The sequence below is a fragment of the Candidatus Hydrogenedentota bacterium genome, from assembly GCA_013359265.1.
Taxonomy (GTDB): domain Bacteria; phylum Hydrogenedentota; class Hydrogenedentia; order Hydrogenedentales; family SLHB01; genus JABWCD01.
The window spans coordinates 143,564-158,127 of the sequence record JABWCD010000022.1 but is presented as its reverse complement, the minus strand read 5'-3'; the positions used below and the strand labels follow the sequence as shown (position 1 = coordinate 158,127).

8 protein-coding genes are annotated in these 14,564 nt (G+C 59.2%); 6 read left to right on the top strand and 2 right to left on the bottom strand.

Annotated elements, in window-relative coordinates; genetic code table 11:
- Positions 1-153: 153 nt before the first annotated feature.
- Positions 154-1,596 carry a cardiolipin synthase gene (gene cls, locus HUU46_18550; GenBank protein ID NUM55647.1) on the top strand — a complete coding sequence of 481 codons (1,443 nt, stop codon included), beginning with the start codon at positions 154-156 and terminating at the stop codon, positions 1,594-1,596.
- Positions 1,597-2,024: 428 nt separating this feature from the next.
- Here the strand turns inward: cls and HUU46_18545 are convergent, their stop codons facing one another.
- A complete protein-coding gene (locus HUU46_18545; GenBank protein ID NUM55646.1) occupies positions 2,025-2,780 on the bottom strand; it encodes a hypothetical protein in 756 nt (251 codons plus the stop codon).
- Between the two features lie 96 nt (positions 2,781-2,876).
- Between HUU46_18545 and HUU46_18540 the strand changes: the two genes are divergently transcribed.
- Positions 2,877-4,892: a DUF1592 domain-containing protein gene (locus HUU46_18540; GenBank protein NUM55645.1), complete on the top strand. Its 2,016-nt coding sequence runs from the start codon at positions 2,877-2,879 to the stop codon at positions 4,890-4,892.
- The gene (locus tag HUU46_18535) at positions 4,846-6,207 is read left to right on the top strand and encodes a DUF1552 domain-containing protein (protein ID NUM55644.1); all 1,362 of its coding nucleotides are present in this window, start codon (positions 4,846-4,848) and stop codon (positions 6,205-6,207) included. The genes HUU46_18540 and HUU46_18535 overlap by 47 nt, the downstream gene beginning before the upstream one ends.
- 11 nt (positions 6,208-6,218) lie before the next feature.
- Here the strand turns inward: HUU46_18535 and HUU46_18530 are convergent, their stop codons facing one another.
- The gene (locus HUU46_18530; GenBank protein NUM55643.1) at positions 6,219-6,656 is read right to left on the bottom strand and encodes a hypothetical protein; all 438 of its coding nucleotides are present in this window, start codon (positions 6,654-6,656) and stop codon (positions 6,219-6,221) included.
- Between the two features lie 549 nt (positions 6,657-7,205).
- On the opposite strand from HUU46_18530, the gene HUU46_18525 reads away from it, so the two are divergent.
- The 3 genes from HUU46_18525 (at position 7,206) to HUU46_18515 (ending at position 14,510) form a co-directional block, all read left to right on the top strand.
- Positions 7,206-7,769 carry a hypothetical protein gene (locus HUU46_18525; protein ID NUM55642.1) on the top strand — a complete coding sequence of 188 codons (564 nt, stop codon included), beginning with the start codon at positions 7,206-7,208 and terminating at the stop codon, positions 7,767-7,769.
- 156 nt (positions 7,770-7,925) lie between these two features.
- Positions 7,926-10,418 (top strand): VWA domain-containing protein, encoded by a 2,493-nt coding sequence (locus HUU46_18520; protein ID NUM55641.1) that lies wholly within the window; start codon positions 7,926-7,928, stop codon positions 10,416-10,418.
- 72 nt (positions 10,419-10,490) lie between these two features.
- The gene (locus tag HUU46_18515) at positions 10,491-14,510 is read left to right on the top strand and encodes a VWA domain-containing protein (GenBank protein ID NUM55640.1); all 4,020 of its coding nucleotides are present in this window, start codon (positions 10,491-10,493) and stop codon (positions 14,508-14,510) included.
- The last annotated feature ends 54 nt before the right edge of the window (positions 14,511-14,564 follow it).

Genomic DNA, 14,564 nt, shown 5'->3' with positions numbered 1-14,564 from the left:
GATTCGAGTATTTTGCGAGTAGTGATTCGCAGTGGTTCATTCCGCATGGAATTGTTGGTAAAGCCGATGCGCAGTCTGTCATTCACGGAATTCACGTGCTGACCGCGAAGTAATCGGAAAACTTGGAGCCGGGCCGTTAACACCGTACTCGAGATGCTGGGCGAGCGTAACCTGATTCCATCGCTGGGAGCCTTGTATCTCTCGTTCGAGTGGGTCGTGCGAATTGTGATGCTGGTATACGTGCCGCAGCGCCGTAGTCCCGCCGCTGCGCGCACGTGGCTGCTCTTCATCTTTTTTCTACCCGTCGCCGGACTTCTGGTCTATTGGTGGTTCGGCCGCATCTACGTGCCGAAGAAGCGTCTCGACCTGCAGAAGCGCGCGTCGGACTGGGTGCGCGAAGCCATCAAACAGTGGGACGTGCAGCAGGCCCCGGAGACGCGCGTGGTTCCGACGGTGGTTGGGCAGGCCGCGCGCCTTGCGAAAGCCCTCGGGCAGTTTCCGGTTGCGGCGGGCAACACGGTCGAGCTGATCGACGACTACGACAAAAGTATCCAATGCCTTGTGGACGACATCGATGCCGCGCGGTCGCACGTGCATTTGTTGTTTTACATATTTTCGGACGACGCAGTGGGACAGCGCGTGACGGAATCGCTTGGGCGCGCGGTGAAGCGGGGCGTTTCGTGCAGAGTGCTTATCGATTACCTCGGGTCGCGCCCGTACCTGGCACGGCTCACGGCGGAAATGCGCGAGGCTGGAATCGAAGTCACGCCCGTAATGCCGGTGGGCCCGTTCCGATCGAATGCGGCGCGGTTCGATCTGCGCAACCATCGCAAGATTGCGGTGATTGACGGAATCATCGGACACGTCGGGTCACAGAACATCGTGGCCGCCGATTTCAAGCCCGGTCTCGTGTTCGAAGAACTGGTCGCGCGCGTGGAAGGCCCGGTGGTATCGCAGTTGCAGGTGTCCCTGCTCGCGGACCGCTACTTTGAGATAGGAGAGCTCATCGACGACAACTCGCTCTTTCCGCACCCGCACGCCAAAGGTACGGCGCACGCGCAGGTGTTGCCCAGCGGGCCGGGCTTTGCGGGGGGCGGAATACAGAGCCTTATCGTGGCCATGATCCATGACGCGGAAAAGCGCGTCGTTATTACCACGCCGTACTTCATTCCCGACGAACCGCTCTTGCAGGCGATGCGCACGGCGGTGTCCACCGGCGTTGAAGTGCACCTTATCCTGTCGGAACAGCGCGATCAGTTTTTCGTGGGGTTCGCGCAACAATCGTTCTACGAAGAAGTGTTGGAGGCGGGCGTTCACATCCACCTCTACCAGCCCCGTTTCCTTCATGCCAAACACATGACAGTGGACGACTCGATTTCGGTAATCGGGTCGAACAACGTGGACATCCGATCGTTCGCGTTAAACAACGAAGTTTGTCTCATTGTGTACGACGAGGACGTCGTTCGGAAGCACAGGGAGATTGAGGCGCGCTACTTTGCGAACAGCCGTGAACTAACCCTTAAAGAGTGGAACAAGCGCCCGATTGTCAAGCAGGCGTTTCAAAGCGTGTGCCGATTGGTGGATTCGCTGCTGTGACGATCGCTTGGAGACTCGATGTCGTGGAGCAATTTAAGAAACGTCGTAGCCGGTACGTCCCATGAGGCTCGGTGCAAATCGAGTGTGCGATCACGATTACGAGTCGTAATGAACAGAGTTCCCCCTGAGATTATGAAAAGTTGAGCCGTGCGCTTTCAGCGAGCGGTGACAGGGGTGTGGACATTTTCCAGGGGCAATGCCCCTGGCTAGGGTTGCATTGCGCCTTTGGCGCGCGGGACGATTGGTGCGTTTTCGGATTAGTTGTCATACCCCTATCGGGGCACCCAGAAACCGTGAAGATGCAACTTCAGATTTGAAATCTCATATTTCAAACCAACACGAGCGGGATGTCTAAAAGGTCCATTTTCGGAAATACAGGATTACGATTACGAGCACGAGAATTCAGCGATGTAATATCTCGAATTGCATTAGTCGGTCATCCAATTGCGGACCAGATAGACAATCAGCCCAATCAGCAATCCAGTCAGCAGCGCTGTCACGAGCAACGACGCCGCGGCGCCCGCCTTGGTCTGTGTTCCGCGCGCGGATTTCGCTCCCCAGACGTAGGCGATGCTGGGGTCCGCCCTCAGGTTGCCGAGGTTCGCGCGAAAGACTGGTTCGTAAGCGGGAAAATCGGGAGCCAGCGCGAATGCACTCGCTCGGATGAGGCCCTGTTCCGTCGGCGCGCACGCGAGCAACCCCGAAACCGGCCCTACCGTCGCGACGTTCGCCTCAGCGCGAAGCCAGAGCAATTTGGTCTCTTGGTCAAATACCGGCGCGTCGATGCGAAATCCTGTGGCAATCGATCCGAGATTTCGTTGTTCATTGCGGGCCACGGCGGACATGTCGATTTTTTCTGCCTGCTCCAGTGTTGCCTGCGGCAGTCTGCCCGTACGCCGGTTTTCGACGAGGATGTAGGGATAGGTGAACCACTCGCCCGAATTCGCCTGAAAACCGTAGTCGTATCGTTCGATGCCGGCGTTTGGCGCGAGACTCTTAACGGTTGCCGCGTATTCGTCGAGCACATCGCGCGGGATTTCGATCCAACCGTCCGGTATCGTCATCGAGAATTCCGGCTTCTGAATCGCTTGGTCCGCTGACGCAATACCGGCGATTGACAGGACAATCAGGAATACGGAGATTCTCGCGGTAAGTCGGCGGTCCATTCGGGTTGGATGTATCACGCTTACGCATCCCTGTCGCGGCAAGTGTACCGTATCGTCCTATAACAGTCGAGTCTCACTTGTCATGGCGCACGCGCGATGGTAGGTTGATCTGCAATGTCTACCGCCCCTCAATACGCGGCCGAGGGCGCCAAACGGCGCGAACGCGGGCCGTGCGCTGTACGCGCGTCGTCGTTCTTTTCGATCGTTATGCTCATTGGTTGTCAATCGCTTCCGCCACAGCCCGCGGAATCCGACGCCACGCTGTCCGCTGAACTCGCATCGGCATATGAATCGATCGTCGTCCCATTTACGAAGCAATATTGTCTTGCGTGTCACGATGCGGAGGAGATGAAGGGCGATATCGATCTTGAATCGTTCGAATCGCCGGGCGCGGCGTTGGCGGAAACGGAACTTTGGGACCGTGTCCGTGCGATGATTCAGTCGGGCGAGATGCCGCCCAAGAAGCGGCCACAACCGAAGCCGGACGAGGTTGCCTTGGTTGTGGAGTTTTTACTTGAGCACGGGAAATCCCAACGAGTCGCGATGACGCCTGACCCCGGCCGGGTTACGGTGCGCCGGTTGAACCGCGCGGAATACAACAACACGGTTCGCGACTTGCTTGGCGTCGAATTCCGGCCAGCGGACGATTTTCCGGCGGACGACAGCGGGTATGGTTTCGACACGATCGGTAGCGTGCTGTCGGTGTCGCCGCTGCTCTTGGAGAAGTATCTCGCAGCCGCCGAACGCATCGCGCGTGATGTCGTTATGCGCGAATCCTGCGATAACGACGCGAGCACGCGGCACTTCGTCTTGACCTGCGAGCACCCGGACAAGCCGCATACGAAGGCGTGCGCACGGCGCGTACTCGAGCCGCTCGCGCGTCGCGCATACCGGCGTCCACCGACCGCGGAAGAAATGAAAAAGCTAACGGGATTCGTCGGGCTTGCGGCCGAGAGTGGCGACGGCTTCGAGCAAGGCGTGGAGATTGCGTTACAGGCGCTGCTCGTGTCGCCCCAGTTCATCTATCGCATCGAGCACAACGAGCCGGCGCGGTTCGGCAAGCGCGACCGCCGGCTTGAAGACTACGAACTTGCGTCGCGCCTTTCGTATTTCCTGTGGAGCAGCATGCCGGACGACGAGTTGTTGGACACGGCGCACGATGGCGCGCTCCGCAATCCGCGCGTGCTGCGCGAGCAGTTGCAGCGCATGCTTCGTGATCCGAAGTCGGCGGCGCTGGCGGACCACTTCGCGGGGCAATGGCTCGAGTTCCGCAACATGGCCGTGGCCGATCCCGATCCGAAACTGTTCCCTTCCTTCGACAACGCGCTGCGAAGCGCAATGACGCAAGAGACGTCGCTGTTCTTCGGGGCGATCGTCCGCGACGACCGCAGCATTCTGGAATTCATCGACGCCAACTACACGTACTTGAACGAACGACTCGCCCGTCATTACGGCATCGAGGGAGTCACGGGCGACTCGTTCCGGCGTGTCGCGGTGAATCCCGGGCAGCGTGGCGGCGTGCTTACGCACGCGAGTGTTCTTACGGTGACGTCGTACCCCACGCGCACGTCGCCAGTGTTACGCGGGGTGTGGGTGCTGCAAAACATCCTCGCCGCGCCCCCGCCTGCCCCGCCGCCGGACGTGCCGGCGCTCGAGGCGGCGAATATAGACCCCAACGCGCCGATGCGCGAGCGCCTGGAAGCGCACCGGAAGAACGAGAGTTGTGCGTCGTGTCACGCGCGGATCGATCCGCTCGGGTTCGGCCTCGAGAATTTCGACGCGATCGGTGCGTGGCGCACGACCGAGGGGGACCGGCCCATAGACAATTCGGGCACGTTGCCGGACGGTCGCTCGTTCTCAGGGGTAGAGGAACTCAAGAAAATGCTCATGGAGCGCAAAGACGATTTTGCTCGATGTCTGGCGGAGAAAATGCTAACCTACGGACTCGGAAGAGGTCTTGAGCCGTACGACGCGCCGGTGGTCGACAAGATTGTCGCCAACGTGGCGCGGAACGAGTATCGGTTCTCCGCGCTCGCATACGAGATTGTAAGCAGTCTGCCATTTCAAAAGCGCAGAGGCGAGGATGAAATCGGTGGCGACGATTCTGCAGAGGCGAAAACTGGATCGTAGGACGTTTCTTCGCGGCGTTGGCGCTTCGATCGCGTTGCCCATGCTGGACGCGATGGCGTCCGCCGCGCCGAGGCCGCCGGTGTCCGCTTCGCCGGTTCGCATGAGCTTCGTGTACATTCCGAATGGCGTCATCGTGGAAGACTGGACGCCCACTAGCGATGGCACGGAATTCGCCCTGCCGCACATTCTGGAGCCGCTCGCGCCGCACCGGGACCACGTGAACGTCCTGAGCGGCCTCGCGCAATACAACGCGCAATCGCTGGGCGACGGCGGCGGCGATCACGCGCGCGCGGCGGCGGTATTCCTTACCGGGGTACACCCGAACAAGACCGACGGCGCGGACATACGCGCGGGCATTTCGGTGGATCAGATCGCCGCGCAGCAGATAGGCCGCCACACGCGGTTCCCGTCCCTTGAACTCACGTGCGAACCCGGCAAGCTTGCGGGGAATTGCGACACAGGGTATAGCTGCGCGTATTCGAACAGCATTTCGTGGCGCACCGCAACCACGCCCAACCCGCCGGAAGGCAACCCGCGCGCGGTGTTCGAACGTTTGTTTGGCGGCAACGCCGAAAACGTCGATCCGTCCACGCGCGAGAAGCGTAAGAAGTACAGGGGTAGTATCCTCGATTTCGTGTTGGAGGACACGCAGGCGCTGCAAAAAACACTGGGGCCGAGCGACCGGCGTAAACTCGACGAGTACCTGTACGCCGTGCGCACGTTGGAGCGGCGGATCGAGTCCAACGAACGATTTGCGGCGGGCGAGGTAGACCTCGACGTACCCGAGAGTGCACCGAAAGACTTTGGCGAATACGCGCGGCTCATGTTCGACTTGCAGGTCCTCGCGTTCCAGACGGACCAGACGCGGGTGATAACTTTTATGGTGGCGCACGAGGGGAGCAATCGCGCGTACCGCGAAGCGGGAGTCACCGGCGGCCACCACGGCATCAGCCATCACCAGGGCGACCCGGCCAAGATCGCGGACATCCGCAAGATCAACCGGTATCATATGGAGCAGTTCGCGTATTTCGTCGAGCGGCTGAAATCCACCGAGGATGGCGACGGGTCGCTGCTCGATCATTCGATGGTGGTGTACGGCAGCGGCATCGGCGACGGAAACCGGCACAACCACAACGACCTGCCCATACTGCTTGCCGGCAATGCGGGCGGCAAGGTTGCAGGCGGCCGTCATATTTCGTACGCGAAAGACACTCCGTTGAACAACCTGTACCTGAATATGCTCGAACATGCGGGCATTCCCACCGAAAAACTCGGCGACAGCACCGGCAGGCTTGACTATCTCAGCGGAGTCTGACGTTCGGAGCGCTACTGTATCGGCGGTCCGTAGAAGTCCATCGTAAGTTCGTACTGATTTTTGTCGTCCAACGCGATCTTCATTTTCCACGCGTAGGCCGAATCAACGTTGCCGTCGCCCTCCTTATGCACAACTTCCAGTGTCTGCGAGTCGCCGAATACGTCGTTGTTCATCCCCGCCATGTAACCCATAACCGGTACCTTGGAACGGAACTCGACTATGACCTCGTCTTCGGCGACGTCATCCTTGCCGGCGCGCATGGCATTTGACCGCACCTCAAATTTGTTGAACATGGAGTCGTCGTAGTCGGTGAAGTGCTCGAAGGTACATGGCGCGCCCGGCGTATTGCAGGTCGCAACCACACGAACACTGGCGATCTTGTTGACCTGGCCCTTGGGACATCCCATCAAACACAGTGCGGCAATTAGACACAGGAACATCATCCTCATCGCACTTCCCTCGCTTTTAGAAGTACTGCGCCACGTTTAGCCTTGCACCGGCACCTTGCTCGAACGGCACGTGCGGCCGCTTTTGCGACGATAGCACGGGGTCCGAGATTCGGCAATCGAAATCGGTTCCGTGGAGGTGGGGCGCAGTCGCCGGGGGGGCGGCGTCGGGAGCCTGGCACAGCCACAGGGAGTCTGCATACCAACACTTGGAGGCGTGTAAATGCTTTTAATGTGAATTAATATTTTTATTAGTTACGACTATTGATTAATTGTGATACGAGCGTGCCTTACAGGACATAGTGGTAGATAGAGTTGGCGGGCCAATTGTTTCATTTGCGGGGTATTCGGTGTAGAATGTGGTAGTATTTGGACTGGTGGTGGGAGAAGTGGCATGGAAAGACAGGAAAATTATTGACAAAGTTCTATGATTGCTCCATAATACAACGGACTGAGGAGGTTGTGTTTGGGACTGATTGCTTGGCAGCGGCCCCTATGCGAGACGGGCGCTGACCGCAAACGCGCGCGCAATGCGCCATGGGAACTAGTCGCATGAAACGAACGGTAACGGCGATAGCGCTTGTCATAGCGATGGTGTTCGGGGCAACGGGATGCCCCGTGAACTATGCGATCATTGTGAGCATTCCGGACCCGGTCCTGGAGGCGGCGATACGGGCGGAGTTGGGAATGCCGTTGGGCTTCCTCACGCGCGCCGACTTATTGCGTTTGCGCCAGCTCGACTCGCGGGGCACGGGCATTTCCGATTTGACGGGGCTTGAGAACGCGACGAACCTGACCTTTCTTGATTTGAGCGGGAATCCGTTTTCCGACATCACCCCCATTGCCAGTCTCGTCAATCTGCTGAATCTGAACATCGACGGGACGGACGTATTCGAGCTCTCCGCGCTCGCGGGCCTCATCAATCTCGATTCGTTGAGCGCGTGTGGGACTTTGGTGACGGACATCCAGCCGCTTGTGACCAATTCCGTGAATGGCGGGTTGGGCACGGGCGATTTCGTCAATCTCACCTGTAGCGAATTGAGCGACCAGGCCAACGATTTCGATATTCCGTTTCTGCAATCGGCCGGCGTCAACGTAGTGTGCTGCGGAAGCTGATGCATCGCGGCACGTCAACATACGCAAGTACCTAGCGATACGGCCGCGGGCCCGCGCCTGCGGCTGCTTGCCGGACCACGGCGCGGTCCGGCCTAGGGCTTGTGCCAGTGAAGTGGCGGCACGGTAGCGCTGCTTCGTTTCGGAGGTACGTCAACCATGTATCGACTAACGGGTTGGGCGAAAGCGGTCGCCGTCGTGCTGGGCTGCGCGGCGCTGATGGGCTGTCCCACCGGCGGCGGAACGGTATCCGGGCTGGCTGTGAATCCTGCTGCGGTCAATTTCGGCAGCAACGGCACGAAGGAAGACATATCGATTTTTAACACGGGTGCGGGTGTGATCGCGTGGACGTTAACGGAGAATATTGCGTGGCTGAGCGCGAACGTTACGTCGGGCACAGTGACGACTGAAATTGACCATGTGAAACTTACGGTCGACCGCGACGGACTGGCCCCGGGCACCTATACCGGCAAGATTGCGATTTCTTCTGCGACGACAACGAAACAGATCAACGTGGCGATGACGGTTGCGGGCGACCCTGATTTCGAGGTCGATCCGTTGACGATTAACCTCTTGAATAACCAGGAGGAAGCCGAATTCACGATTACGAACACGGGCGAGGGTCCTCTAACGTGGAACGTGAAACTGCAGGACCCTGACGACCCGAATTCGACCATCCCCTTCCCCGATTACCTCATGATCGATCCCGCGTCCGGCACAACGCAGCCGGGTAACACTTCGACCATTGACGTCGCGATCGATCGCGACTTGTTGGATGACGGGATTTTTGGGCTTGTGCTGCTGATCGACACGAACGCAGGCGACACGCAGGTCACAGTCAACATTACGCAGGGCGCGAGCGCGTCGATTGGTGTAGAGCCGTCGGTGCTTGATTTCGGCGAGACGGAAAATACGCTGACGTTTGACGTGTTTAACAACGGCGAGCCGGGCAGCGTGCTCGATTTCACGCTGTCGACGGACCGCCCCGATCTGATTTTCTTCGATCCCGCGGACGGCACGAGTATCGGCACGGACAATATTCTGGACTACGATCGTGTGCCCATCACGGTGACGATCGACCGAAACGCGCTGACGGGTTCGAGTGACGGCGGCACGATCACCGTGTCCGGCATTGGCATCGACCCGGTGGACGTCGTGATCAGCGTGACGGCGGCGCCACTTGGATTCGAGGGCGCCGAGAACCGTACACGCGCGCCGTTCATCATGCGCTTCGTGTTCCTCATGCGGGACGCCTTGGGCGACGCCATCGATTCGACCGACCCGGACGTGTTCGCGGAACTGCAGACCGCCTTCTCGATTCAGGAAGACGGGATCGATCTCGATACGGACGAAACGAACCTGTTTGTCACGTCGGCGGAGAACCTGCGGTACAACATCGCGCTGCTGCTGGACTATACGGGCAGCATGTTCAACGCCGGCCCGGGCAATGGCGCGGTTATTGAACAAATGGTCACGGCATCGCTGGACTTCATCGAAGACCTGCCCGATTCGTGGCGCCTGGCGATCATGGAATACCACGACCGTCAGCAGACGGACCGCTTGGTACACAACTTCTCGACGTCCAAGGACTCGTTGAAGGCGGGACTTCAGGCGTTCCAAGTGCCGATCGGCGAGAACGGCGCGTCCGAAGTCTATGACGCGATCATCGACGCGTGCCAGCGCATCGAGAACGAAGATATCGGCGTGCCGTCCTTCGACGACGCAGACGTTCGGGCGCTCATCTTTATTTCGGACGGGCGCGACACATCGAGCATCGCAAGCCTCGAAGAGTGCATTACCGCCGCGACGGACCGCCGCGTGCGCTTGTACCCGATTGGGTTTGGCCAAACGGTGAATGCTTCGCCGTTGATTCAGATTGCGACGCAGACCGGCGGGCATTACTACGCGGCGCCAAATGCGGCCGAACTCGTCAATCTGTTGCAGAGCGAAACCGGCGCGCCAGGAAATCCGCCGGGCCTGATCATTACGGAACTGCTGCGCCAAATTGTGCTGACGTACATTTCTCTCTTCCAAGAGGGATCGCACAACTATCTGATCACTGCCGAGTACCAGGGCATTATGGGTTCGTTCCAGCGGGATGCCGTGATCGCAATCGGCGGCGACGTGCGCGCGGGCCAATTGAGCCTGCGCACCGCGGGCATTCAGCCGGATGGCACGGCGGACCTATTTATTCGGGCCGATTACGTACCGCGCAACATCAGCCAGATCAAGATCAAATTGCTCAGCACGGAGCAGTACACGCTCACGATTGATCCGGACGGCCTGTTGGACGGTTGGTTCCTCGTGAACAATGGAGGCGGCGTGTACACGGCGTTGACGTCCGAGACCACGCCGTTGAGGTACGGCGCGTTTGGCAACATGTTCCGGGTTCAATTCACCGGCCTGAACACGACCGACATCGTTCCGGTGGTGTTCCGAGTGGACAACCAGATTTACGTGAACCCGCCGTTCACGAAGTTCTTCCAGTACCCCGACGGAATTCTCGTGCAGGAAGGCTCGACGCAGGCTTCGGTCATCCCGATTCTGCTTGAAGACGGGTTCGATCCCGACGCGGTAAACGCGTGGGACCGCGACGAAGACGGTACGCCGGACTTCGATGATTTGTTCCCGGACGATGATACGCAGTCATAACGGAAAGGTGGAGACATCACAGCCTCACGCGAACCAGGCAAATCGCCGCATACGCGTTTAGGGAGTAGGTCCATGAGTCGTCGATCAGTAGTAACGCTGCAAATTACCGCGCTGATTGCCATGTTGGGCGCGGCGGGCTGTCCCCCTGGAGGTGGCACATCGAGCACGCCTGTTTTGTCGGTAATTCCGGCGGCGTTCAATTTTGGCGTGAACAAGGACGAAGACAACTTTGCAGTACAGAACGCGGGCTCGGGCGTGCTGGTGTGGTCGGTAAACGAATCGATCGATTGGTTGTCGGTTTCCCCTAGCAACGGCAGCACGCCGGTGGGCGGGCCGTCGATAGCGACGATAACGGTAGACCGGACCGGCCTTGCGCCGGGCACGTATACGGAGGAATTCTCCATCGCGTCCAACGGTGGCACGCGGACGATTTCCGTAACAATTAAAGTCAGCGAAGAGCCGCTCCCCCCCACGCTGTCGGTAAATCCGACCGAACTCGACTTTGAAACGACAGACACACTAATCGAGTTGGATGTCGAAAACGACGGAGAAGGTACGGTTAATTGGCAATTGACGGAAAACATTCCGTGGCTGACGACGTCGGTAACGTCGGGCGCGACGACAATGGCGACGCCCACGACGGTTGTGGTGACGGTGGACCGCACGGGGCTTGCTCCGGGTCAGTACACCGAGAATATCGAGTTTACGTCGGATGGCGGAGACATCACGGTACCGGTAATGATGCAGGTGCCGGGGCCGACGCCGCTGTTGGCCGTGAACCCGACCTCGTTGGATTTCGAAACGAACACGACGCAGTTGCAGTTCACCGTGCGCAACTCGGGCACGGGCACGTTGACCTGGGACATTGACGAGTCGATCGCGTGGCTCACAGTGGACGTGACGAGCGGATCGACGACGAACGAGACCGAAACCATCACCGCGACGATTGACCGGACCGGTCTTGCGCCGAACGATTACAGTGGCATCATTGCCGTGACGAGCAACGGCGGCGCCGCAAACATCGCGGTAGACATGACGGTCGCGCCGTCGCAACTCGTCGTCGTACCGACCACGTTGAACTTTGGAAAGTACGCGACCGACAAACTGCTGACAATCAGCAATGGCGGCACGGGCACCGTAAATTGGTCCATCGACAATTCGGGCTTCCCCGGCTGGCTTATTCTAACGCCTCCGCTTTCCGGCGATGTGACCGGCGAGACAGATGGCGTAATCGTGTCAGTCGATCGCACCGGGCTGTCGCCTGGGCAGTACTCACACACGTTTGCCGTAACATCGGACGCCGGAGACGTAAACGTGACCGTGAACATGACGGTCGCGGAAGTGCCGGTGCTCACTATTGACACGGGCTTCCTTAACAACAGCAACGGTCCGCTCGCGCCGCTCGGCGACGAAGACACGGAGTTCGATTTCACGATTACTAACAGCGGCACAGGTACGCTAAATTGGAACATCGATCCTAACGACTTCCCCGAATGGCTGAACATCGCGCCGGTAGCGGGCGAGGTACAGGGCGCCCTCGAGGTAGATACGGTCACGATAACCGTCAGCCGCATCGGTCTCGCGCCGGGCGGATACTCGGCGATGATTCCGGTAACGTCGAATGGCGGCAACAAGACGCTGGAAGTGACCATGCAGGTCCCGTTACGTCCGATTATTGGCGTCATACCCGACAACCTGGACTTTGGGCTCAACGCCGATACAGGGTCGGTATTTGTCGGCAACGTCGGCGATGCCGGCACGGTGCTGAACTTCCTCGTGGTTTCCGATCGGCCGTGGCTCTTCCTAAGCCCCGCGACGGGCACCAGCATCGGCACCGACAGCATCATAAAGGACTATCAGACGATAAACGTCTCGATAGATCGCAGTGAACTCGAGAGCTCCGGCGGCACGGGCACGATTACCGTATACGCGCTCGACGCGCTTGGAGAGATTGACCCGAATATCGAACCGGAAACGATTACCGTATCCGTTGAGGCGGCAGAATTGTCCTTTCAGACGCCGCTGGTCAGCACGCGCATCCCGTCGATGATGCGTTACTCGATGATCATGCGCGACATTCGCGACGAATCGTTCATCATGGACCCGCTCCTGATGACGGACGTGTTCCGCATCTTTGAGGACGGCATCATCATCGAAGAGCCGTCGGAAACGACGCAACAGGTCTTCCTGCAGAACAGCACGCTGACCGAGGCGTTATCGGACGAACGAATCGATCTGCGCATCCGTACGGTGCTGTTGCTCGATTACTCGGGTAGTATGAGGGACTCCGCGATTGCGGCGGGAACCGATATTCAGAGCCTTTACGAATTGCTGGGTTCGCAGTTTATCGACGACTTCTTCGACTACTTCGTGAACGTGGAACGCGGCTTCGCCACGATGGCAATCATGGAATACCACGATCGGAACACGGCTGCCACCCTTGTCCAAGGGTTCACGAGCGATCCGATCGTGCTGAAGACAGCCCTTCAGAACATCAACATCGTGGACAACGGCGCGTCGGCGATCCTGCCCGCGGTCCAGTCGGCGAGCCAGGCCTTGTCCGACGCCGACTTCCCGTACATAGGGTTCGACAACGCCGACATCCGCTCGATAGCGCTGTTTTCGGACGGACGATTGACGACTCCTCCGGGCGAGATTCAGGACTATGTGGACATACTTGTCGCGCGCCGGGCGCGCGTCATGCCGGTGGGCTGGGGCCTCGAAGTCAACCACGAACCGCTGGCGCGCCTCGCGTCGAGCACGGGCGGCCACTACTACCTGACCAAGCCCGACACGAACAACATTCCGACGGTGGCGAACTTTTCGAATCGCATTCTCGATCTGAACCGCGATCTCGCTTCGCACACGGTGTTGAGTTACGTGACCCTCGGAGAGGAAGAGAGTGTGCCGATTCGATTTGACGGCGCGCTGAACGATCCGAACGACGACCCGGATCAGGGCTTGATTCAGGGCATATCCGACGAGCAGAACATCAATCTCGCCGGGATCGTGGGCGACATCCTGATGGGCCAGATATCGATGCGGACGACGGGTGTCGTGTCCGGCTCGACCACGGTGACGCTGCGCGCGGATTATGTTCCGCGAAACGTGAACAAATTCCAGTTTACGCTCACGACAACGGAAGCCTTCGCCATTGGCATCGTGCCTCACGCCGAGGGCGGGCTGGTAGAAGGCTGGACGCTGACGCCGTTGGGCGGGGGCGTGTATTCGCTGACATCCCCCACTCCGCAGGACGTATTGCCCTATGGGTCCTACGGCGATCTTGTACGCCTGACCTTCGGGGCGGTGGGATCGACACCGTTCACCGTGGCGTTGAACGTCGACAACACGATTTACAGCAGCGACGCGGAACCGAAGTACTTTATTTATCCCGACACCATTGACGTGGATACGGCGCCGTTCCTTGCACCCGCGTTCCCCACGCCATCCATTACGCCGACAACGATCGCGTTGGGCACGGCGACCAATTCCACAATTATTAACGTGCGCAACATCGGCGGCACGTACCCGTATGGCGCGTCGCCGACGGTGTTGTTGAACTGGTTCGTAGACGAGATTCCGGTGTTTGTATCGAACGTTACGCCGGACAGCGGCTCGCGGTCGACCACAGTCGGTACAGACAGTGCGCTCGTAACGGTGAATCGCACGCTCAATCAGGGCACGTACACGGGTACGCTGGTCATCAATTGGGAAGACGGCGATCTGAACGTGAGCGGAAGTTGGCCGATTGTCATGACCATGACGATTCTGCCGCCGGTCTTGGCAACGAACAATGTCGGCAACCTCGCTTTTGGAAGCATCTCGCAATCGGGCGGGAGTGTGACGCAGACGTTCGACGTGCTGAACACCGGCCAGAGCACGCTGGACTGGGCAATCGTGACTGCCGGACTGCCGGCGTGGATCGAATCGATTCTGCCCGCGAGCGGCACGACGATCAACGGCGAGATCGACGTCGTCAGTGTAACGGTCGATCCGACAGCGGTCGCGCCGGGTAGCTATAACACGTCGTTTAACCTGCTGAGCGACGGAGGAAACACTTCGGTACCGGTGAGCGTGACCGTAACGCTCTGAGTACCCCTTACGAAGGAATGCGGCGGCTTGGCCCTCGTTGCCAAGCCGCCGCGT